Annotated in this window: 20 protein-coding genes, 1 tRNA gene and 5 pseudogenes; 11 read left to right on the forward strand and 15 right to left on the reverse strand. The window is 67.9% G+C overall.

Features of this window, described 5'->3' with window-relative positions; all coding sequences use genetic code 11:
* Positions 1 to 254: 254 nt before the first annotated feature.
* Positions 255 to 374: pseudogene (locus KPL57_RS10925) on the forward strand (IS5/IS1182 family transposase); the annotation flags it as partial.
* 58 nt (positions 375 to 432) lie between these two features.
* Here KPL57_RS10925 and KPL57_RS66225 read toward each other — a convergent pair.
* Positions 433 to 555, reverse strand: coding sequence for a hypothetical protein (locus KPL57_RS66225; RefSeq protein WP_255677806.1), 123 nt, complete (start codon positions 553 to 555; stop codon positions 433 to 435).
* Between the two features lie 624 nt (positions 556 to 1,179).
* Between KPL57_RS66225 and KPL57_RS10930 the strand changes: the two genes are divergently transcribed.
* The 3 genes and pseudogenes from KPL57_RS10930 (at position 1,180) to KPL57_RS10940 (ending at position 3,680) form a co-directional block, all read left to right on the forward strand.
* Positions 1,180 to 2,136, forward strand: a complete 957-nt coding sequence (locus KPL57_RS10930; protein WP_226351508.1) for a hypothetical protein — start codon at positions 1,180 to 1,182, stop codon at positions 2,134 to 2,136.
* 148 nt (positions 2,137 to 2,284) lie between these two features.
* Positions 2,285 to 2,596 (forward strand): hypothetical protein, encoded by a 312-nt coding sequence (locus tag KPL57_RS10935; protein WP_226351509.1) that lies wholly within the window; start codon positions 2,285 to 2,287, stop codon positions 2,594 to 2,596.
* A 114-nt stretch (positions 2,597 to 2,710) separates the two neighbouring features.
* A pseudogene (locus tag KPL57_RS10940) lies at positions 2,711 to 3,680 on the forward strand (IS5 family transposase).
* A gap of 533 nt (positions 3,681 to 4,213) precedes the next feature.
* On the opposite strand, the gene KPL57_RS10945 reads toward KPL57_RS10940, so the two are convergent.
* From KPL57_RS10945 to KPL57_RS10960, 4 genes are all read right to left on the reverse strand, one after another.
* Complete coding sequence (locus tag KPL57_RS10945; RefSeq protein ID WP_226351510.1) at positions 4,214 to 4,537, reverse strand: transposase family protein; 324 nt, start codon at positions 4,535 to 4,537, stop codon at positions 4,214 to 4,216.
* Positions 4,534 to 5,364, reverse strand: a complete 831-nt coding sequence (locus tag KPL57_RS10950) for a transposase family protein (RefSeq protein ID WP_374203696.1) — start codon at positions 5,362 to 5,364, stop codon at positions 4,534 to 4,536. Before KPL57_RS10950 ends, KPL57_RS10945 begins: the two co-directional genes overlap by 4 nt.
* A 130-nt stretch (positions 5,365 to 5,494) precedes the next feature.
* On the reverse strand, positions 5,495 to 5,968 hold the full coding sequence (locus KPL57_RS10955) for a transposase family protein (protein ID WP_226351511.1): 474 nt from the start codon (positions 5,966 to 5,968) through the stop codon (positions 5,495 to 5,497).
* Between the two features lie 92 nt (positions 5,969 to 6,060).
* The gene (locus tag KPL57_RS10960; RefSeq protein ID WP_226351527.1) at positions 6,061 to 6,522 is read right to left on the reverse strand and encodes an RHS repeat-associated core domain-containing protein; all 462 of its coding nucleotides are present in this window, start codon (positions 6,520 to 6,522) and stop codon (positions 6,061 to 6,063) included.
* A 278-nt stretch (positions 6,523 to 6,800) separates the two neighbouring features.
* Here KPL57_RS10960 and KPL57_RS10965 point away from each other — a divergent pair.
* Positions 6,801 to 8,065: pseudogene (locus tag KPL57_RS10965) on the forward strand (IS256 family transposase).
* Positions 8,066 to 8,644: 579 nt separating this feature from the next.
* Here KPL57_RS10965 and KPL57_RS10970 read toward each other — a convergent pair.
* Positions 8,645 to 8,719, reverse strand: a tRNA-Ile gene (locus tag KPL57_RS10970).
* 96 nt (positions 8,720 to 8,815) lie between these two features.
* On the opposite strand from KPL57_RS10970, the gene KPL57_RS72005 reads away from it, so the two are divergent.
* Positions 8,816 to 10,078, forward strand: coding sequence for an LLM class flavin-dependent oxidoreductase (locus KPL57_RS72005; protein WP_374203697.1), 1,263 nt, complete (start codon positions 8,816 to 8,818; stop codon positions 10,076 to 10,078).
* A 38-nt stretch (positions 10,079 to 10,116) separates the two neighbouring features.
* Here the strand turns inward: KPL57_RS72005 and KPL57_RS10990 are convergent, their stop codons facing one another.
* Genes KPL57_RS10990 through KPL57_RS11015 form a run of 6 tightly spaced genes read right to left on the reverse strand, consistent with a single transcriptional unit; the run spans position 10,117 to position 15,324 of the window.
* On the reverse strand, positions 10,117 to 11,136 hold the full coding sequence (locus KPL57_RS10990) for a hydroxyacid dehydrogenase (protein WP_226351513.1): 1,020 nt from the start codon (positions 11,134 to 11,136) through the stop codon (positions 10,117 to 10,119).
* The gene (locus tag KPL57_RS10995; RefSeq protein ID WP_226351514.1) at positions 11,129 to 11,740 is read right to left on the reverse strand and encodes an RraA family protein; all 612 of its coding nucleotides are present in this window, start codon (positions 11,738 to 11,740) and stop codon (positions 11,129 to 11,131) included. Before KPL57_RS10995 ends, KPL57_RS10990 begins: the two co-directional genes overlap by 8 nt.
* A gap of 47 nt (positions 11,741 to 11,787) precedes the next feature.
* Entirely contained in the window at positions 11,788 to 12,213 is a 426-nt protein-coding gene (locus KPL57_RS11000; protein WP_226351515.1) for a universal stress protein, read from the reverse strand.
* A gap of 3 nt (positions 12,214 to 12,216) precedes the next feature.
* A complete protein-coding gene (locus KPL57_RS11005; protein WP_226351516.1) occupies positions 12,217 to 13,206 on the reverse strand; it encodes a tripartite tricarboxylate transporter substrate binding protein in 990 nt (329 codons plus the stop codon).
* 56 nt (positions 13,207 to 13,262) lie between these two features.
* Positions 13,263 to 14,768 carry a tripartite tricarboxylate transporter permease gene (locus KPL57_RS11010; RefSeq protein ID WP_226351517.1) on the reverse strand — a complete coding sequence of 502 codons (1,506 nt, stop codon included), beginning with the start codon at positions 14,766 to 14,768 and terminating at the stop codon, positions 13,263 to 13,265.
* Positions 14,769 to 14,778: 10 nt separating this feature from the next.
* On the reverse strand, positions 14,779 to 15,324 hold the full coding sequence (locus tag KPL57_RS11015; protein ID WP_226351518.1) for a tripartite tricarboxylate transporter TctB family protein: 546 nt from the start codon (positions 15,322 to 15,324) through the stop codon (positions 14,779 to 14,781).
* A 181-nt stretch (positions 15,325 to 15,505) separates the two neighbouring features.
* Here KPL57_RS11015 and KPL57_RS11020 point away from each other — a divergent pair, with 181 nt between their 5' ends.
* The 3 genes and pseudogenes from KPL57_RS11020 to KPL57_RS11030 form a co-directional block, all read left to right on the forward strand.
* On the forward strand, positions 15,506 to 16,261 hold the full coding sequence (locus tag KPL57_RS11020) for an IclR family transcriptional regulator (RefSeq protein WP_226351519.1): 756 nt from the start codon (positions 15,506 to 15,508) through the stop codon (positions 16,259 to 16,261).
* Positions 16,262 to 16,274: 13 nt separating this feature from the next.
* Positions 16,275 to 17,184 (forward strand): annotated as a pseudogene (locus KPL57_RS11025) (IS5 family transposase); the annotation flags it as partial.
* Between the two features lie 18 nt (positions 17,185 to 17,202).
* Positions 17,203 to 18,112, forward strand: a pseudogene (locus KPL57_RS11030) (IS5 family transposase); the annotation flags it as partial.
* A gap of 223 nt (positions 18,113 to 18,335) precedes the next feature.
* Here KPL57_RS11030 and KPL57_RS11035 read toward each other — a convergent pair.
* From KPL57_RS11035 to KPL57_RS11045, 3 genes are all read right to left on the reverse strand, one after another.
* Entirely contained in the window at positions 18,336 to 19,037 is a 702-nt protein-coding gene (locus tag KPL57_RS11035) for a TetR/AcrR family transcriptional regulator (RefSeq protein WP_226351520.1), read from the reverse strand.
* Positions 19,038 to 19,125: 88 nt separating this feature from the next.
* Complete coding sequence (locus KPL57_RS11040) at positions 19,126 to 19,335, reverse strand: SDR family oxidoreductase (RefSeq protein ID WP_226351521.1); 210 nt, start codon at positions 19,333 to 19,335, stop codon at positions 19,126 to 19,128.
* On the reverse strand, positions 19,332 to 19,538 hold the full coding sequence (locus KPL57_RS11045; protein ID WP_226351522.1) for a hypothetical protein: 207 nt from the start codon (positions 19,536 to 19,538) through the stop codon (positions 19,332 to 19,334). Before KPL57_RS11045 ends, KPL57_RS11040 begins: the two co-directional genes overlap by 4 nt.
* Before the next feature lie 258 nt (positions 19,539 to 19,796).
* Here KPL57_RS11045 and KPL57_RS11050 point away from each other — a divergent pair, with 258 nt between their 5' ends.
* Positions 19,797 to 20,030: a hypothetical protein gene (locus KPL57_RS11050; protein WP_226351523.1), complete on the forward strand. Its 234-nt coding sequence runs from the start codon at positions 19,797 to 19,799 to the stop codon at positions 20,028 to 20,030.
* Positions 20,027 to 20,227 (forward strand): hypothetical protein, encoded by a 201-nt coding sequence (locus KPL57_RS11055; RefSeq protein ID WP_226351524.1) that lies wholly within the window; start codon positions 20,027 to 20,029, stop codon positions 20,225 to 20,227. Before KPL57_RS11050 ends, KPL57_RS11055 begins: the two co-directional genes overlap by 4 nt.
* Positions 20,228 to 20,425 lie beyond the last annotated feature (198 nt).

The raw sequence follows: 20,425 nt of genomic DNA on the forward strand, positions 1-20,425 counted from the left end.
CGCACGATCGCACTCCTCAAATAATTTACGTAACGGAACGTAAAGTAATCTACTCCCTGCTCGGCATCGAGACCAGGGCGTGTCGAGGAACAAGGCCCCCTCCGCCCATATGCCGCGTGGGTCGGCCGCGCCGGCGGTTGCTGCTGGAGCACTGCCGCGGGGACTGCGGTGACGCCGACCCAGGAGCCCGTCGGGCTCCAGCGGGAGCGCGAACTCCCGCGGACGTACGAGCAACCGCCCGCTGCGGCCGATGACGACCCCGGACCCGGCCGGAACGGGTGCGCGCGGACAAGGCCTACTCCTCGCGCGCGATCCGCCGACATCTGCGCGAGCGCCGGATCATCGCTGCCGTTCCGGAGCCCTCCGACCAGCAGGGCACCGCAAACCACGCGGCGTCCGGCCGCCCGGAGGCCGGCGCGACGACGTAGCAGTTCACCGGCGGGTGTCGAAGTCGCGGAAGCGACACCGGGCCGCGAAACCGCCACTGCCGGAGCCGGCCCGCCGCTCGGTCCAGATCTCGCCGTGCGTCCCCATCCGCAGCGGTGGTCGTGCCATCCTCGCTCCGCTCGTCGGCAGGTCCCCGAGACCTTCCGTGGGGAGACCGTGTGAGTCGATCAACTCACCTCACACAGAGGTCGACGACAAGGCCGTGAGCTGGGCTTTTGTGCGGCGGGCCGGGCTCGAACCGGCGACCTGACGGGTCCTGAGTGGCGTCGTCGCAGTTCATCGGCCATGCCCACCCGCGATCGCTCTCGCTGTTCGGAGCCGGAATCGATCAACAGCGGTGTTGAGCGGACAGGCGCTGTAGGCGGTCGTATCCGTTGGGATAGGCGTTGGGGTCGATCGCGGTCCGCAGGCCGCTGCGAGGAGCGCCGAGACTGCCGCAGACCTTCTGATCCGTAGTCGGCGCGACCGAGCCCGCAGGGCTGGATTCCCAGGTGTTGGCTCGCTCCAATGGCAGCAGATCTGGCACAACCGGCACGAGCGCCGTGCAGTTCGTGGACCGACTCGTGGACCGCTCCCGGCACCCGCCACTGGGGACCCGATCGCCCCCCTCGGCAGAAATGTGATCTAGGCAACAGTCGGGGCGGTTCTGACGGAATCCCGTCGTCGCCGTTCCTGGGAAGTAGAGGGACCGGTGATCCGAGCCGGTACCGTGAACTTCCGAAGGAGGTCATCATGGCCGACGAGGCCGGTGACGACATCTCCCGTTCCCCGGGACGGTCCGACGACGAGGCCGCCGTCCGCCGCGACATGGTGCAGCTCGCACGGCAGAGCCCGGGCTCCGGCTTCCTCGCTGCCACCCGGGGCGCCTCGTTGGGAACGTTCTTCCCGAAGGACCACTTCGTGGGTCACAACCCGATGCTGTTCGCGAACCAGATCGGGGCCAGCCTGACCGAGGCGATCCGCCCGAAGATCCTCGACATGGCCCCGACCACGGCCTCCGTGCTGGGGATGCAGCACCAGTCGATGCTGAACAGCTTCGGCGCCAGCCTGCTCGGCCGCATCCCTGCATGGGACGACATGTTCCCGATATTCGAACCGCCGGACCTGGTCCCGGCGCTGCGAATCGGTCCCCTGCTCGACGGGCTCCGGCCGGGAATGACCGGGCTGACCCTGCTGACCGACAGCGTGATCGACCAGTTCCGTTTCGGGCTGATCGGTGAGCCGTGGCGGGACTTGCTGCGCATCGGCCAGCGCGCCGCATGGTGGGCCGTGTACCGGGCGTACGGGGCGATGGAGCGCGGCGATACCCGTGCGTTGGAGCAGTTTCTGCAGGACTGGCTGGAGGTCCGGCCGTCGCAGGAGGCCGTCGAGGCGCTCCACGAAGCGCTCCTGATCGTCGACCTCGCCGCGGTCCCGGAGGAGGACGGCTGGGAGTTGGTCGACCTGGTCAAGGCGCAGTACCGCGACAGCGCGCGGAAGTGGAACCGGGAACTTCGGGGTGATGTCGGGCGGCAGATCGGGAAGGGCCGCTGGGTCCACCCTCTCCCCGAGTACGAGACGACCGTGCGGGCCCGCGGCCACGCTGCTCGCCGGACTCTCCCGGGAGGACCAGGCCGTGGCCATGGTCAAGGCGTCGCACGGCTGCGGCTGGTCGGCCGCAGCCGAGGTGTGCGGCCGACCGCGGAGTGACGGTGACGCCATCGCGCAGCGGCCGCGCCGCCTGCGCAAGCGGGCGGGTGCCGCCCGGGCGCGGGGACGCGTCCTCGCCGATGTCCGGTTTCACGAGCCGAGGCTCCGGTCTGGTGGTTCCCCGTCAGCTGAGTGAGGAGCTGCGGCCGTGGTGATCTTCCTCGATGCCGCTGCCGCGGGTGTGGTGGTGACCGCACTGACGGTCGCGGTCCGGACGGTCGCGAAGGAGCTGCGCTGGTGGCTGGCCCTGAACGGAACCGCACCGAACGACCGTCCGGAGATCATCCGGGCGTTGCGGGTGCGCGGCTCGGACACCGGGTCGGGCACCCGGGCCGCTGGTCAGGCGTCCGCCCTGGCGAGAACTGAAACTGGGCGAACAGGTCATGAGCCCGCCGGTCGATCCCGTACCCAATCGGGCGAACGGCACCGAGCCCGATCTACTGGATCGGCAAGCTGCTAGTAGCGGCCGATCTTGCCGGGAAGACGGCGCAGGGGTCGCGGTGCCCATGGCGATGACGACGTCGGGCGCTTCAACGGCCTCGATGATGAGTTACTTCTGAGAGCGTGTTTGGAAATGGTGGGTGTGTCGGGATGGTCGACACGGCTGGGGTGCTCCATCGTGGTCGGCATGCAGGAACGACCGCGCCGGTACCCCTCGGACACCAGTGATGCCCAGTGGGTGGTGATCGAGCCGTTGTTACCGCCGCTCGCGCGGCGGGGGCGGCCTGTTGCTCATGCTCGTCGGGACGTGCTGGACGCGATCTTGTATGTCGTGCGGACCGGGTGTGCCTGGCGGGCGTTGCCGGTGGACTTCCCGCCCTGGCAGACCGTCTACTGGTACTTCAACCAGTGGGAACAGCAGAAGGTCACCGAGAAGATCCTCCCGGTCGTGCGGGGGCAGTTACGTATCGCCGAGGGCCGTGATCCGGAGCCGAGTGCGGGGATCATCGATTCCCAGTCGGTCAAGGGCGCCGACACCGTCGGCCAGGACTCCCGCGGCTACGACGCCGGGAAGAAGACAGGCGGACGGAAACGGTTCATCGTGACCGACACCCTCGGTCTGCTGCTGACCACGATGGTGTGCTCGGCCTCGGTACAGGACCGCGACGGCGCCAAGCCGATCCTGCTCAACCTCTACCTGCGCACCAGGGTGCGGTTCGTCTACGCCGACGCCGGCTTCGCCGGGCGACTGCTCGACTGGGCCGCCACGATCCTGCAGACAACGATCGAGATCATCCGCAAGCCACCCGAGCAGCGCGGATTCACCGTCCTCCCACGAAGGTGGGTGGTCGAACGGACCCTGGCCTGGCTCACCGCACACCGACGCCTGGCCCGAGACTACGAACGCCACCCCACCACATCCGAAGCCATGATCCGCTGGGCCGCGATCAACACCATCACCCGCCGCATCGCCCGTGGATACCCCGCCACCCGCCAGCAGAAACACACGACACCCTCAACCCACTAGAATTTCCAAACACGCTCTGAGCAGCGTTGGCCAGATCGATACGGACCTCGACCATGACACCTCGCGCACAACATAATGAGCGGAGCCAGCCGAGTGGACGGCCGCCCCGGCGGACTGTTCGCGAAGCAGCGCTGCGCCCGGCTATGCATCAAGAAACGTGAAACTCGGCCGTATCCACGTCCAGATTGGACGTGGATACGGCCAGACCGTTCGACGGAGATGCAACAAAGGAATCAGTTGCGCTGCTTCTCCAGGTAAACTGCCGCGGCCCCAATCATGATCACCACGATCGCGAGAAGCAGGAGCAGCTGGAGTGGAGCTCCGACGAACCATCCGATGAGTGCGACCACTAGAAGCACCGACCCCGTTACCAGGGATACGGCCGCGAGTGATCTAAGTTGGCGCTTACTGGGCCTCGACATGGACGACTCCTCCTAGCAGGCGAATCGGTAGATGGTACCTGCCAGGATCGTAGCGCCTCCGAGCTGAAAAGCTGCGAGGCGGAGCAACGCTCCCACCGGCGCGCCAACCACTGTGCCGGCGGCGAGGTATCCGCCAATAGCCAGGCCGGTCACCACAATGGTTCCGTAGAGGCTTATTCAGGCTCCGTCAGGTAAGTGCGTAGAAGATGAGTCCGATGACTGCCGAGATCGTCGTTTTAAATGTGGCGTAGGGTCGGCGGTAGTCTGTGTGGAGAACTTTCCACGACTTGATATGGGCGATGACTCGCTCGATGGTGGCGCGTGTGCGGTTGAGGCTCTTGTTGAATGTTTTCTGCCAGTCGAGAAGTTCCCGGCCGGGTTGTTTTTTGAACGGGGTGAGCATGCCGCGCCCGATGTAGCCTTTATCGCCGATCGGTGGGTATGTGGCGAGGTGGTCGAGGGCGCCGGATTGGTCGAGGCAATGAGGTGTTCTCACTAGCTTGTTGATCATGTTGTTCGGTTGTGCTCGGTGTGGAGTAGGACCAGCGCTGCTGCGGTGATCGCGCCGATCCGTTGTGGGCAGAGGCTGAGGTGTCTCAACGCTCGGAAGGTGTTCTTGAGCAGGGCGTTTCCTCGTTCAGCGATCGCTCGGGTCGCGGAGTGCAGCACGTTGACCGTGCGCTGGTCCGGGCAGAGCCCGGCCCCGGATCGGGTCTTGATCGGGACGGTGAGTCGGTCGGACTCGCCTTCATAGCCCAGGTCAGCGAGCACGGCGTGGTCGTCATCGATGAACTCGGCGAGTCGGTCGAGGAGTCCGGGATGGGCACGAGCGCAGGTCAGGTCGTGTTCCCGACCTGGGCGGACCGGTGAGCTCCACAGTGGCCACCCGTCGGGGGCGGTGATGACCTGGATGTTCCCACCGTGACAGCGGTGTTTACCCGACCACCACAGGTCCACTCCTGGGGTGGGGCCGAGTGCTCTGCTGCGGGTCGTGGTGATCAGGGTGCCGTCCAGATGTACCCGGGAGTACCCGGCCGCGCGGGCGGCCAGCAGAGCGCCGTGCAGGCCGGGCGCGGCCGCGGTGAGGACGTCGATGCCCTCGTGCAGGTACCGGTAGGCGGTCGCGCGGCTGATCCCGCTGTCGCGAGCTAACCGGGTGACGCGGGTGGCGTCGAGGAACCAGCGCAGCACCATCACCGCCTGCGCGGACACCTCCAGCACTCGTCGTCCGCGACGGGTCCCGCGACGGGCCCGTTCACCAGCGAGAAGCCGGGCCAGGTAGTCCACGGTCGAGGCCGCGACGGGGAGCACACCGGTGTAGGTGACAGGATCAGACACGCAGGACCTCGGTACGGAAGTAGCGATCTTCGAACGGACCGATCTTCCCTACCGAGGCCCTGCACCCACCCCACAGGCCTGCCGCTACACCACATCCCTGACCAGCGACGACGGCCCTACTGAGAACACCTCAATGTAGGTCGTGTCGGGAGCCTGGGGTCGGGTCGGAGATCCACGACAGCTGCCCTTCCAGGGTGGCTGCGACCTGGACGACGACGCCGGTGGTGCGATGCTTGCCCGACCACAGACCTGGTACGGCGGTCCATGACCAGCAGGGCAGCAAGGTTCCATCGATGATGTACTGCCGATCGGCACGAAGCTCCTCCGCAGTCGGAACGACACTCCGCAGCGCCTGCGCCAGCAACGGTGTCACCCCCGCGATCGCTCGACTAACCGTCGACTGCGACACCCCATAGGTTTCCGCCAACTCCCACTGCACACGATTCCCGCGCAGATACGCCAACGTGATCACCACCGACCAGAACAATCCCAGAATCGGCGGCCAAGGCCGTCGCAGGCCAGTCGCGTTCCGCTGATCCTGCTCATGCACCAGAGCGGCAAGATCCTGAATCTCATCACGCCGAAAGCCAGTGGTATAGTACATACTGCGACAGCCCATTCATCTCGGATTGATTCGACAAACCAATATTCGCGATGGACGGGCTGTCGCCCAACCTGACACGCCGGGCTAGATCGTTATTTCACGGGGCCTGAATAAGCCTCGTAGTAGGATAATCTGTCCAGGGCATTGCATTCAGTCTCGGTCAGAAGCCCGCTCGGATCGCTGAAGTTGCACGGGTTGCTGGACACGAACGAGTAGACGCTGTAAGGTCCGCCGATTCCGCTGCGGTTGCTCTGCCCGTCCCCGCTAGCTCCCGGAGTTCCGATGGGGTCAGGTTGGGTGAAGCGCCCCATCCAGGAGTCGTACCAGCGGTGTCCGAACTGGGTGTGGGCGGGGCTGTTAATGAAGAATCCGCCCTGGAAGCCGATGAAGTTGTCGGCCTGCCCGGAGTCAGCACCGGTGACGCGCTCGTAGCCGCCGAAGGGCTGGTAGCGGAACGACGCAGTGCGGGGGCCGTCGCCGCGGGTATGGCCGGTGACACTGCCCTGGCGGTCGAATTCGAAGTAGTGCAGCGACCGGTCGGGGTTGCGCTGCATCACCGGAGTTCCCGACGGGTCACGGCTGACTGAGTGCCGCTGCCCGAGGAGGCCGGCCTTGGCGGTGATGCCGAGCGCAGTCTGGCTGACGTCGTAGGCCTGGCCCTGTCCGCCGCTGGCCGGCCGCGAGCTGACGTTCTGGATCTGGGTGGTGTCGGCGGTGTCGTACTTGACCGAGAAGTTCTGCTCGGTGGTGTCCTGGCGGGTGGTCTGGGACTGTCCGATCTTCGGTGTAACTGGTCCGACACGCCGAGCGCAGCTCGGTGGGAGGAGCAGTCATGACCGACACGATCGAGCCTGTGCCGGATCGGATTGATCAGCAACAACTTGCCCAGCAACTCGTCGACGCGGCCCGCGCCGAAGGGGTTGAGCTCGTCGGGCCGGACGGGCTGCTGTCCGGATTGACCAGGACCGTCCTGGAGACCGCGCTCGAGGCCGAGATGAGCGAGCACCTGGGCTATGACCGCCACGACCCGGAAGGCCGTGACGGTGCCAACTCCCGTAACGGGACCCGGTCGAAGACGGTGCTGACCGAGATCGGGCCCGTCGAGATCGAGGTCCCCCGCGACCGGGACGCGAGCTTCTCACCGACGATCGTGCGTAAACGTCAGCGCCGCCTCGACGGGATCGACGAGATCGTGCTGTCGCTGACCGCGCGCGGTCTGACTACCGGCGAGGTCGCCGCGCACTTCGACGAGGTCTATGGCGCCAAGGTCTCCAAGGACACGATCTCGCGAATCACCGACAAGGTCGTCGAGGAGATGACCGAGTGGCAGAACCGCCCACTCGACCCGGTCTATCCGGTGATCTTCGTCGACGCGATCCACGCCAAGGTCCGCGACGGCCAGGTCACCAACCGGCCCTTCTACGTCGTGATCGGTGTGACCGTCGACGGCCGCCGCGACATCCTCGGGATCTGGGCCGGCAGCGGCGGCGAAGGAGCGAAGTTCTGGCTGGCGGTGCTCACCGAGATCAAGAACCGCGGCACCGCCGATGTGTGCATCGCCGTCTGTGACGGACTCACGGGCCTGGGCGAGGCGATCACCACCGTCTGGCCCCAGACCGTGGTGCAGACCTGCATCCTGCACCTGATCCGTAACACCTTCCGCTACGCCTCCCGCCGGACTGGGAGACCATGGCGAAGGATCTGCGACCGGGTCTACACCGCGGCGACCGAGCAAGCGGCGAAGGCCCCGCTACGACGACGAGTCGCCGGACGTTGGGTCGGCCAGTACCCGGCAATCGGGACCTTGTGGTCGCGGGCGTGGTCGGAGTTCGTGCCCTTCCTCGACTACGACGTCGAGAGCCGCCGGGTCATCTGCTCCACGAACGCGATCGAGTCGCTCAACGCCCGCTACCGCCGCGCGATCCGACCCGAGGCCACTTCCCGACCGAGCAGGCCGCGCTGAAGTGCCTCTACCTGGTCACCCGCTCCCTGGACCCGACCGGGAAAGGCCGGGCGCGGTGGTCGATGCGCTGGAAGCCGGCACTGAACGCGTTCGCGATCACCTTCGAAGGCCGTATCGTCCCCAGCAACACCTGACCCCCATCAACGCCGGTTACACCGTTGATCGGACACTCCCGACACCGGTCGTACCGCCGACGACACCGGCCCAGCCACCGGCAGTCGACGCGGTGTCGCTGACCGACGCCGAAGGTAAGGCCATCCAGCTCCACAGGTGGCCCGTGATGCGGCGGGGATTCCGTCCACACCAGGTACTTGGGCCGGGCCCGATCAGTGGATCGTGCGGCTACCCACCCCGCTGACCGCCGCCGCCCCGGGACCGAGCTGAGGTTGAACCTGGCCGACGGGACGACCCGCACGTTCACCGTGACCCGTACTCGGACCCTACCGACTGCGACAGCAGGAACGGCTACGGCTCCGCTCGTCGTGCTGGTCCCGGCTCTCTGACGGGGACATGGCACGTGACAACCGCCTACTGATGACGCCGAATGGCCGCCAGGCGACCGACATCCGGAGAACGTGATCCTGCTCGACCCGGGTACTCGATGCTGCTCGACGCCGCCTCCACCTGGTCGTCCACCTCGGCGCCGCCCAGCGCACCGAGCCCCTGGAACAGATGCGATGGGCAGTACCGCAACGCTCTGAGCTGCGACGCAGTGCGGCGGGCCGGGCTCGAACCGGCAACCTGACGGGTTATGAGTCCGCTGCTCTGACCAATTGAGCTACCGCCGCGGCGAGCCGGAGGATACCGGAACCGGCACACTCCGAACCGCCGTCACCCCGGTCCTCCGGCAGGGCCGGAGCACCCTCGGCATAGGGTGCCTCGGCATGCGGCTCGGTTACCTCACGCACGTCACCGGTGACGATCCGTCACGCGCCTACCGCGAGACGATCCGGCTGGCGGAGCGGGCCGAGGAACTCGGGTACGACTCGTTCTGGCTGGCCCAGCACCACGACGGTCACCTCGGCGGTCGGCTGCCGTCGCCGCTGGTCCTGCTGGCCGCGGTGGCCGAGCGGACCCGGCTGATCCGGCTCGGGACGGCGGTCGTCGCGCTGCCGCTGGAGGACCCGCGCCGGCTCGCGGAGGACGCCGCAGTGCTCGACGCCCTGTCCGGTGGGCGGCTGGAGCTGGGCGTCGGAGCGGGGGGCCGACCCCGACGCGGCGCGACGCTTCGGGCGTCACCACGACGACCGGCACCGCGACACCGTCGCCGCGCTCGACGTCCTGCTGGAGACGCTGCCGACGGCGCTCGCCACGCAGCGGGTGTGGTGGGCGACGGGGACACCGTCGTCGGTGGACGCCGCCGCGGTCCGCGGGGTGGGAGTGCTGTCGGGCAGGCCGCCGTCGTCGCACGGCGGCGTCGTCTCCGACCTGGCCCGGTACTGGACCTACGCCCGCGGGGTCCCCCGGGTCGCGCTGTCCCGGCCGCTTCCGGCGGGCCACTCGACCGGCCGGGTCATCGACGAGCTGCTGGCCGACCCCGCGCTGCCGTGGGCGGGCGAGATCATCGTCCAGGCCCAGCCGTCGACGGTGCGGACCGACGTCCACGACGAGGTGATGGAGCGAACCGCGCGCTTCGTGCGGCCGTTCCTCGGGGTGGCGGGACCGGCCCACGGGGCCGTGGCCGACTCGGTGGTCGACACCGACGACGGCTGCCCGCCGGCGATGCGGCCGCGGCCGGTGGTGCGGCCCCACCGCTAGTACGGCAACGGCAGTTCAGGGCTTGGGTGGTCGTTCGCCGCGGCGGCGGTAGTGGCAGTCGCGGGCCTGTTGCTGGCCGCCCCAACCGGCACCTGGCCTTCGGCTCCGGCATCCACTTCTGCCTCGGCGCCGAGATGGCCCGTCGAGAACTGTCGGTCGCGATCGAGGTCGTGTTGGACAGCGGGAGGTCGCTCACGCAGGACGGCGGGGTGTGCCGGAAGGGGTGGGGGCGACGCCCTCGCCCTGGCCAACCTGCCGATCCACCTCCACCGAGTCGCCCGCCGGGCGGCAGACCAGCCGCCCGTGGTCAGGCCCGGCGCCGGCGATCAGACGTGAGCACGCCCCGACTTGGCCCCTGGCCGAGGACCTCGCGCGACCCCGGGGTCTGAGATCCGACGACCTGGCCGTACGAGTCGACGGCGCGCGATCACGACGCACTCCGTGTTCGGTCTCGGTCCAGGATTCGTGGGTCCGGCGGCTCGTTGACCGGGTTTGCCGGTGGGCGTCCGGTCAGTGCAGCGAGGACGTCGTCCGCGGCGTCGAGGGCGACCCGACGCAGTGATTCGTCGGTCTGGCCCGCGATGTGCGGGGTGATGATGACGTCGGGTCGGTTCAGCAGGGGGTGGCCCGGTGGGAGGGGTTCGACCTCGGTGACGTCGAGGGCGGCCCCGCCCAGTCGACCGGTGTCGAGTGCCTGGAGCAGTGCCTGTTCGTCGATGGTGCCGCCGCGAGAGGTGTTGATGATGACCGCGTCGGGCCGCATGGTGGCGAGTTCGGTCGCGCCGATGAGGTGCCGGGTGTCGGGGAGCAGGGGGATGTGGAGGCTGACCACGTCGGAGTCGGCCAGTAGGTGTGGGAGGGTTGCGGGGGTGCTGCCGCGGCGTCGGACCTCGTCGTCGCCCAACCCCGGGTCGTAGGCGAGTATTCTCATGCCGAAACCGTTCTGCGCGATGCCGGCGACCTGGGCGGCGATCCGGCCGAAGCCGATGAGTCCGAGGGTGCTTCCCGCCAATTCTCTGCCGACCAGCAGGGCGCGGGAGGTGTGCCCGCTCCCGTCCTGGTTGCAGCGGTCCGCGAGGGTCAGTTTCCGTCGGAGTGCGAGCAACAGCGCGAAGGTGTGTTCGGCCACCGAGACGAGGTTGGAGGTCGGCGTGTTGGTGACGATGACACCGGCTGCTGTCGCGGCCGAGACGTCGACGGTGTCCACTCCCACGCCGTGCCGACCGATGATCTTCAGGCGAGGGGCCGCAGCGATCTGGTCGGCGGTGATGCGTCCGCTGCGCACCAGGATGGCCTCGACCTCGTCGGCGACGTCGGCGAAGCTCGTGGCCGCATCACCGTAGCCGCAGCGCACATCGGCCAGCTGTCGGAGTTTCTCGATCGCGAGCGGATGGATCGGGGAAGGGATCCAGACGAGGGGTCTCGGGTCGGGCCGTGCGTCAGGCATTGGGCGTGAGCTCCCGGCTGCGCCGGCGGGACTCTTCCTCCCGCGCGACGCGTTCTTCGCAGGTGGCGAGGACCTCCGCGGCGCGGTCGGGGTGGACGACGGCGAGTCCGTCGCTGTCGCCGACGATGATGTCCCCGGGGTTGACGACGACATTGCCGACGACGACCGGTCTCTGCAGCCGGAACGGGCCGTTCTTCCACGGGCCTGCGGGAATGACCGAGCGGGCGTAGACGGGCACACCGAGGTCGGCGAGTTCGACGACGTCGCGGATCGCGCCGTCGATGACGAGTGCGGCGACCTGCAGGGCCCTGGCCTTCTCGGTCACGAGGTCGCCGATGAGGGCCCGGCCGTCGTATCCGCCGCCGTCGACGACGAGGACCTGGCCGGGGCGGATCTGTCCGAGAGCCTGGTGGATGCCGAGGTTGTCCCCGTGGGCGGTCAGGACCGTGTAAGCCTCACCGGCGAAGGGCTCGCTGTCCCACATGGACTTGAGGCCGACCGGCAGGCCGAAGCGATCCTGGGAGTCACCGATGATCGTGGTGGGGTAACCGCGCAGGGCGGCGATGATGTCCGCGGTTCCGGGTGCGTCGGTTGTCTGTGTCATTGCGCGTTCCTCAACTGGGTCGGACCTGCGCGTGGCAGGGGGCGGGCTCAACTGGTCGACTTCACGGCCAGAACGGGCACTGGACTGTGCTGGAGCAGGGACTGGGCAGTGCTCCCCATGAGGAACTTCCCGACCGGAGATCGGCGCCGCAGGCCGATCACCAGCATTCGGGCGTCGACCTGCTCGACGAGGTCGATGACTGCGCTCACCGGGTCCTGGCTCTCCGCGAGCTGGTGGATCTCCACGCTCACCCCGGCGGTCTCCACCTGCCGCCGTACCTGCTCGAGGTCGGACCGGGTGGCCAGCTGGGAGTCCATGTAAGCGCCGTGCGCGGAGTTCACGACGACGACGCCGGTCCCCCAGCGCTGCGCGTGGACGACGGCGGCGTCGACGGCCGCGTGGCCCTGCGCGGTGGGGACGAACCCCACGACGATCGGCTGCGACTCGGTGGGTGGCTCGGTGGTGTCGGACATGGCTCAGACATCCGCCTTGACCTGGTCGAGGACCGACGCGAACGAGCTCTCGGTCTGGTCCCACAGCTGCTGGGAGGCCGTGTGGTCGAGGAACGAGGGGGTGAGGTTTAGGTCCTTGAGCCGGGCCAGCGTCGCCGGGTCGTCCATGACGTCGGCGATGGTGCTCGAGAGCTTCTCGACGACCTCGTCGGGAGTGCCTGCGGGCACGACGAACCCCCGGCTCGACGCGAGCTCGAAGTCGAAGCCCTGCTCGGCGAAGGTCGGGACCTCTGGCAGGAACTCGTTGCGCGAGGCTGCCGCTACCCCGAGGACCTTGCCCTGGTTGTTGGCCACGACCTCCTGGACGTCACCGACGTTGGTCACGAGGACCTCGACGTTGCCGCCCAGGAAGGCGGTCGCCGCGGGGGCGGCGCCGTCGCTGAAGTGCACCGGGCTGAACTGTGCTCCGCTCAGCTGCTCGAAGAGCACCATGGCGACGTGGTCCTGGGTGGCGACACCCGAGGTGGCCATCCGGATCTTGCCCGGCTCGGCCTTGCCCGCGGCGACGAGGTCCTGCAGGGACTGGTACGGGCTGTCGGGGGCGACGACGAAGACCTGGGGGTCCTGCACGTACATGGCGACCGGGTCGAAGCTGTCGTGGTCGTAGGACGCACCCCGCGCCGGGTCCAGGTAGGACAGGATCGTCCCGGCGAGACTGACCGTGCTCATCGTGTAGCCGTCCGGCGAGGAGGACACCAGGGCGGAGTTGCCGACCTGGCCACTGGCACCGGGCTTGTTCTCCACGACCACCGGGCGCCCCAGCTTGTCCTCGAGCCCGTCGGCGACGAGCCGGGCGCCGACGTCGGTGGAACCCCCCGCGCTGAAGCTGACGATCAGGTTGACCGGCTTGCTCGGGTAGGTGGTGGCGTCGGAGCTCCCGGTCTGCGGGGTCGCGCACCCGGCGGCCAGTGCTGCCACGAGCACCGTTGCTGTCGTGGCAAAGATCTTCTTCATGGTGTTCCTCGCTCGAGATGAGTCGGGTGGCGATGGATCGGTGGGCCTGGTGTGGGTCATGCGGCGGAGTCGACCGGCAGGTGTGCCTTGCGCTTGAGGTTGGCCCCGACGACGGAGCCGACCAGGATGACGACGGCGACGATCAGGAAGGTCAGGGCGAGCGGGCGCGTCAGGAAGATCGACAGGCTGCCCCCGGAGAGCTGCAGCGACTCCCGCAGCGCGCTCTCCAGCAGCGGCCCGAGCACCAGCGTCAACACCAGCGGAGCCAGCGGCACGTGGAGATGGCGGAAGGCCAGGCCGACGAGACCGAAGAAGATCATGACGAAGACGTCGATGATGCTGTTGTTCACCGCGTACGAGCCGATCACGATGAACGAGAAGATCAAGGCGCTGAGTACCGAGTACGGGATGGCGAGCAGCCGCGTCCACAGCCCGACGAGAGGGACGTTCAACAACAGCAGCAGGGCGTTGCCGATGAACAGGCTGGCGATGACGGTCCACACCAGGACGGGATCGTCGACGAACAGCCGCGGCCCAGGGGTGATGCCGTTCTGGAGGAATGCGCCGGCCAGGACGGCGATGGCCGGTGAGGCCGGGATGCCGAGGGTGAACAGCGGGACCAGGGCCGCGTTCGAGTGCGAGTTGTTGGCGGTCTCCGGTGCGGCGACGCCCTCGATCGCGCCGGTACCCAGCTCGCCGCGGTGCTTGGAGACCTTCCGCCCGGTGCTGTAGGCCAACAGCGACGAGATCGCCGACGTCACGCCGGGCACCAGCCCGACGACCGCGCCGATCACGGTGCCTCGCCCGATGGCGGGCGCGGCACGGCGCACGTCGGTACGCGTGGGCACCAGGTTCCGCAGACGAGGCGCGGTCGGCCGCGCCGAGTTGCCCCCGGCGACGTAGAGCAGCTCACCGAGGCCGAAGATCCCCACCAGCACCGGGACGATGCTGATCCCGTCGAGCAGGTGCTCGCTGCCCATCGTGAACCGCGGCGCGCCTGCGACGGGGTCGATGCCGATCATGGCGATCAGCAGGCCGAGCGTCGCCGAGATCAGCCCCTTGACCAACGACCGTCCGACCAGGCCCGCCAGCAGCGCGATGCCGACGAGAATGAGACAGAAGAACTCCGGCGGCCCGATCGCCAGCCCGAGCTGTGCGAGTGGCTGCGCCGCGACGACCAGGCAGATGGTGGCGGCGGTGCCACCGATGAACGATCCGATCCCCGCGATGCTCAGCGCGACGCCTGCTCGTCCCTGCTTCGTCATCTGATACCCGTCGATGCAGGTGATGGCCGATTCACCCTCGCCGGGAATGTTCAGCAGGACGCTCGTGATGGTGCCGCCGTACGCGGTGCCGTAGAAGATCGCGGCGAGCATGATGATCGCCGAAGCCGGCTCCATCCCGAAGGTCAACGGCAGCAGGATGGCGATGCCGGCGGTCGCGCCGATGCCCGGCAGGATGCCCAGCGCGGTGCCGATGAGGCACCCGATCAGCGCGTACAGCAGGTTGGCCGGGGTGGCAGCAGCGGCCAAGCCCTGCCCCAGGAACTCGAGTGTGGTCATCCCTCAGTCCCTAGAAGCCCAGCACACGGAGGAAGTCCAGCGACGCGGCCGGAAGGTTCACCGACAGCACGCGGGTGAAGAGGCTGAAGACCCCGAAGCTGCCGATCGCCGCGATGGCGGCGGTCAGCAGCCAGCGACGGTGCCCGACGAAGCGCAGGTGGAAGACAAGGAACAGCAGCATGCTCAGCTGGTAGCCGATCAGCGGCATCAGGATCGCCAGGACGACGAGGCTCCCGACGATCGTCGCCACCTGACGCATCCGCAGGGGCTGCTCGTCGAGTTCGGGATCGAGTCCGTCGACCTCGTCGTCCGGCATGGAGGTGGCCACGGGCCGGGTGCGCCCGGCCCGCACCTCCTCGAGAGCCCACAGCACCGACAGCGCCCCCAGCAGACCCCCGAGGAGCAGCGGGAAGAACCCCGGGCCGGGGCCCAACGGCGCCCACAGCCCGAGACCCAGCGAGGCGACCACGACGACGACCGACAGGGCGATCAGAGCCCCCGGGAACAGCAGTCGCCCCCACCTCGGGCCCGGCCCGGCCCCTGGCGCCGGAGGCACGGGATCAACCACGCCTGATCGTTCTGGTGTCACCCTTGACTCCTCGTCGACGCTCTCATACTATGAGAGCTACTATCAGCTTGTGAAGGCGTCGAACGCTAGGCGGACCCTGCCTGCTTGTCAACGCCGTCGCAGGACGTCGGCCGACAACGCAGCGGAGCGACCGACGAGGGAGGACACGATGACCGGAGAGAAGGCACCGTCGACCATGCGCTCCCTGGAGCGGTCGATCGACGTGCTGGAAGTCCTGGAGAGCGCGGGGCGACCACTCCGCCTCGCGGAGGTCGCTTCCCTCACCGACCTGCACATCGCCACGGCCCAGCGGATCCTGAGCGTCCTGGAGTCCCGCAACCGCGTCGAGCGGGACGAGTTCGGCTACCGAGCCGGGGTGAACCTGATCTTCGGAGCCAACGCCTACTTGACCACCAGTCCGCTGGTGGCGGCCGCCCGACCAGTTCTGCAGGAGCTGGCCGAACGCACCGGCCTGACGGCCTCGCTCTTCGTGCGCACCGGTTGGCACCGCGCCGTCGTCGCCCGCGTCGACGGCACCCGCCCGATCCACTACCAGCTGCCGATCGGAGCGCGACTCCCCCTACACCTCGGCGCGGGTAAGACGCTCGCCGCCTCCATGTCCGCGGAGGAGTTCGCCGCCTTCGTCGCATCCGCCGACCTGTCGTCCGACGCCACAGGCAACCCCGTTCAGCCCGAGGCGCTGCGCGCGGACCTCGAGGTCATCCGTCAGCAGGGCTTCCAAGTCGCACGCAACGAGCGACAGATCGGGTCCATGTCGATCTCCGCCCCCGTCCGCCGCCTGAAGGACCGAGAGACCGTGGGCGCGGTGACCATCGGGGCGGCCGTGGAAGACGTCAGCCAGAGCGACGTCGAGAACCTGTCGATCGAGGTACGACGGGCGGCAGCCGCAATCCGCGTCCCTTAGAGCGTGTTTGGAAATGGTGGGTGTGTCGGGATGGTCGACACGGCTGGGGTGCTCCATCGTGGTCGGCATGCAGGAACGACCGCGCCGGTACCCCTCGGACACCAGTGATGCCCAGTGGGTGGTGATCGAGCCGTTGTTACCGCCGCTCGCGCGGCGGGGGCGGCCTGTTGCTCATGCTCGTCGGGACGTGCTGGACGCGATCTTGTATGTCGTGCGGACCGGGTGTGCCTGGCGGGCGTTGCCGGTGGACTTCCCGCCCTGGCAGACCGTCTACTGGTACTTCAACCAGTGGGAACAGCAGAAGGTCACCGAGAAGATCCTCCCGGTCGTGCGGGGGCAGTTACGTATCGCCGAGGGCCGTGATCCGGAGCCGAGTGCGGGGATCATCGATTCCCAGTCGGTCAAGGGCGCCGACACCGTCGGCCAGGACTCCCGCGGCTACGACGCCGGGAAGAAGACAGGCGGACGGAAACGGTTCATCGTGACCGACACCCTCGGTCTGCTGCTGACCACGATGGTGTGCTCGGCCTCGGTACAGGACCGCGACGGCGCCAAGCCGATCCTGCTCAACCTCTACCTGCGCACCAGGGTGCGGTTCGTCTACGCCGACGCCGGCTTCGCCGGGCGACTGCTCGACTGGGCCGCCACGATCCTGCAGACAACGATCGAGATCATCCGCAAGCCACCCGAGCAGCGCGGATTCACCGTCCTCCCACGAAGGTGGGTGGTCGAACGGACCCTGGCCTGGCTCACCGCACACCGACGCCTGGCCCGAGACTACGAACGCCACCCCACCACATCCGAAGCCATGATCCGCTGGGCCGCGATCAACACCATCACCCGCCGCATCGCCCGTGGATACCCCGCCACCCGCCAGCAGAAACACACGACACCCTCAACCCACTAGAATTTCCAAACACGCTCTTAGAGCGTGTTTGGAAATGGTGGGTGTGTCGGGATGGTCGACACGGCTGGGGTGCTCCATCGTGGTCGGCATGCAGGAACGACCGCGCCGGTACCCCTCGGACACCAGTGATGCCCAGTGGGTGGTGATCGAGCCGTTGTTACCGCCGCTCGCGCGGCGGGGGCGGCCTGTTGCTCATGCTCGTCGGGACGTGCTGGACGCGATCTTGTATGTCGTGCGGACCGGGTGTGCCTGGCGGGCGTTGCCGGTGGACTTCCCGCCCTGGCAGACCGTCTACTGGTACTTCAACCAGTGGGAACAGCAGAAGGTCACCGAGAAGATCCTCCCGGTCGTGCGGGGGCAGTTACGTATCGCCGAGGGCCGTGATCCGGAGCCGAGTGCGGGGATCATCGATTCCCAGTCGGTCAAGGGCGCCGACACCGTCGGCCAGGACTCCCGCGGCTACGACGCCGGGAAGAAGACAGGCGGACGGAAACGGTTCATCGTGACCGACACCCTCGGTCTGCTGCTGACCACGATGGTGTGCTCGGCCTCGGTACAGGACCGCGACGGCGCCAAGCCGATCCTGCTCAACCTCTACCTGCGCACCAGGGTGCGGTTCGTCTACGCCGACGCCGGCTTCGCCGGGCGACTGCTCGACTGGGCCGCCACGATCCTGCAGACAACGATCGAGATCATCCGCAAGCCACCCGAGCAGCGCGGATTCACCGTCCTCCCACGAAGGTGGGTGGTCGAACGGACCCTGGCCTGGCTCACCGCACACCGACGCCTGGCCCGAGACTACGAACGCCACCCCACCACATCCGAAGCCATGATCCGCTGGGCCGCGATCAACACCATCACCCGCCGCATCGCCCGTGGATACCCCGCCACCCGCCAGCAGAAACACACGACACCCTCAACCCACTAGAATTTCCAAACACGCCCTTAGGCCTGTCGGTTCGAGGTCCACTTCAGAGTCGACCTGGAGGCTCTCGTTCGAGAACGACAGAGAGCGGCCGGTGGCTCCTCCTCGCCCGGCCCGAAGGCAGCCGCGTCATGCCGCGAGCGCGACGAACCAGCGCAGGGTGACGGGCGTCGAGGCGGACCGCCGGCACCAGGGCCTCCCGACCCCGCCTCGACACCCGCGCGCCGCGTTCCGCGGAACGCTCACCCCCGGCGCGCGAGCTCGGCCAGCCACTTCTTGAGCAACACCGTCTCGGGCACCCCGAGGACGTCGTTGTCGTCCGGCAGCGTGAGCAGGGCCGCCGCTGCCGCGCCGGCGCCCGGTTCTCCGGGCGCGCGCTCGCCCTGTCCGCCGGTGATCGCGGCGAGGGTGGCCTCCCGCATGTCGGCCGACAGCCCGGGGTCCGGGCGTGCGGTGATGATCTGGCGCAGGGTGACGCCGACGTTGGCGGCCAGGATGTGCGCCGCGGCGCGTTCCGGGGTCACGGTCAGTCGTCCCCGGCGGTCGGCCTCGCGGGTCAGGCCGAGCAGGGCCGCGGACGGCCCGTCCTGGGCCGCGGGCCGTCGTCCGGGCGTGACCTGGCCGTACATGAGGGCGTAGAAGCCGGGGTTCGTGATGCCGAACGCGACGTGGGCGTCCCATCCGTCGCGGATGTCCTGGATCGGGTCCCCACTGGACTCCTGGGCCCGCTTCGCGGACAGGTACTGCTCGAACCCGTGCTCGACGACGGCGTCGAGCAGGCCTTCCTTGCTGCCGAAGAAGTGGTACAGCGTCGGGAGGCGCACACCGGCGGCGTCGCAGATCGCCCGCAGCGGCACGCTCTCCCCCGGCGATGCCGCGATGAGGTCGGCGGCCGCCCGCAGGAGCCTGTCCCGGGTCCCGGTCTCCGCCGGTCGATCTTCCACCGGCCCACTGTAGGGCGGCTGCGCGGCGACGGGACGGCGACGGCGGCGTCCCGGCCGCCGTCGCGCCCCGGCGCTCACGACGACGTCCTCACCGCGTGGTGTAGCCGCCGTTGGCGAAGATCGTCTGACCGGTGATCCAGTGCCCCTCGGTGGCGAGGAACCGCACGATCGGGGCGATGTCCTCGATCCTGGTGAGCCGCCCGCCCATCGCCTGCGACTTGTGGAACTCGACCCGCTCCGGGGTCTCCTGCGGGTAGAAGAACGGGGTGTCCATCGGACCGGGCGCGATGCTGTTCACCTAGATGCCGCGGTCGGCGAACTCCTTGGACGCGGCGCGGGTGAAGTGCTCGACGGGGACTTCCCACCGGCGTAGGTGGAGTAGCCGTCGGTGAAGGCGGCCAGCAGCGCCGTGACGATCGTGATGATCGAGCCGTTGTCGGAGACGCTGCGGCCCGCCTCCTTGATGAAGAAGTACGCGGCCTTGGAGTTGATGTCGAACATCGAGTCGTACTCGGAGGCTTATTCAGGCTCCGTCAGGTAAGTGCGTAGAAGATGAGTCCGATGACTGCCGAGATCGTCGTTTTAAATGTGGCGTAGGGTCGGCGGTAGTCCCTGGGGGCTTATTCACAAGGGAGTACTAGAGGCTTATTCAGGGCCCGTGAAATAACGATCTAGCCCGGCGTGTCGGGTTGGGCGACAGCCCGTCCATCGCGAAGATTGGTTTGTCGAATCAATCCGAGATGAATGGGCTGTCGCAGTATGTACTATACCACTGGCTTTCGGCGTGATGAGATTCAGGATCTTGCCGCTCTGGTGCATGAGCAGGATCAGCGGAACGCGACTGGCCTGCGACGGCCTTGGCCGCCGATTCTGGGATTGTTCTGGTCGGTGGTGATCACGTTGGCGTATCTGCGCGGGAATCGTGTGCAGTGGGAGTTGGCGGAAACCTACGGGTGTCGCAGTCGACGGTCAGTCGAGCGATCGCGGGGGTGACACCGTTGCTGGCGCAGGCGCTGCGGAGTGTAGTTCCGACTGCGGAGGAGCTTCGTGCCGATCGGCAGTACATCATCGACGGAACCCTGCTGCCCTGCTGGTCATGGACCGCCGTACCAGGTCTGTGGTCGGGCAAGCATCGCACCACCGGCGTCGTCGTCCAGGTCGCAGCCACCCTGGAAGGGCAGCTGTCGTGATCATCTCCGACCCGACCCCAGGCTCCCGACACGACCTACATTGCCTCGACCAATCCGGCGCCCTCGACCACCTCGCCACATACCCCCGATCGGCGATAAAGGCTACATCGGGCGCGGCATGCTCACCCCGTTCAAAAACAACCCGGCCGGGAACTTCTCGACTGGCAGAAAACATTCAACAAGAGCCTCAACCGCAAC

Source organism: Pseudonocardia sp. ICBG601 (assembly GCF_020496245.1).

Bases quoted from the DNA above. Each gene is read 5' to 3' on its own strand.
- KPL57_RS11050 (WP_226351523.1), top strand. From the start codon at position 19,797: ATGTACTATACCACTGGCTTTCGGCGTGATGAGATTCAGGATCTTGCC.
- KPL57_RS11020 (WP_226351519.1), top strand. From the start codon at position 15,506: ATGACCGGAGAGAAGGCACCGTCGACCATGCGCTCCCTGGAGCGGTCG.
- KPL57_RS10945 (WP_226351510.1), bottom strand. From the start codon at position 4,537: ATGATCAACAAGCTAGTGAGAACACCTCATTGCCTCGACCAATCCGGC.
- KPL57_RS10995 (WP_226351514.1), bottom strand. From the start codon at position 11,740: ATGACACAGACAACCGACGCACCCGGAACCGCGGACATCATCGCCGCC.
- KPL57_RS66225 (WP_255677806.1), bottom strand. From the start codon at position 555: ATGGCACGACCACCGCTGCGGATGGGGACGCACGGCGAGATCTGGACC.
- KPL57_RS11010 (WP_226351517.1), bottom strand. From the start codon at position 14,768: ATGACCACACTCGAGTTCCTGGGGCAGGGCTTGGCCGCTGCTGCCACC.
- KPL57_RS11005 (WP_226351516.1), bottom strand. From the start codon at position 13,206: ATGAAGAAGATCTTTGCCACGACAGCAACGGTGCTCGTGGCAGCACTG.
- KPL57_RS10990 (WP_226351513.1), bottom strand. From the start codon at position 11,136: ATGCCTGACGCACGGCCCGACCCGAGACCCCTCGTCTGGATCCCTTCC.
- KPL57_RS10960 (WP_226351527.1), bottom strand. From the start codon at position 6,522: ATGCAGCGCAACCCCGACCGGTCGCTGCACTACTTCGAATTCGACCGC.
- KPL57_RS11045 (WP_226351522.1), bottom strand. From the start codon at position 19,538: ATGTTCGACATCAACTCCAAGGCCGCGTACTTCTTCATCAAGGAGGCG.
- KPL57_RS11000 (WP_226351515.1), bottom strand. From the start codon at position 12,213: ATGTCCGACACCACCGAGCCACCCACCGAGTCGCAGCCGATCGTCGTG.
- KPL57_RS72005 (WP_374203697.1), top strand. From the start codon at position 8,816: ATGCGGCTCGGTTACCTCACGCACGTCACCGGTGACGATCCGTCACGC.
- KPL57_RS10955 (WP_226351511.1), bottom strand. From the start codon at position 5,968: ATGTACTATACCACTGGCTTTCGGCGTGATGAGATTCAGGATCTTGCC.
- KPL57_RS10930 (WP_226351508.1), top strand. From the start codon at position 1,180: ATGGCCGACGAGGCCGGTGACGACATCTCCCGTTCCCCGGGACGGTCC.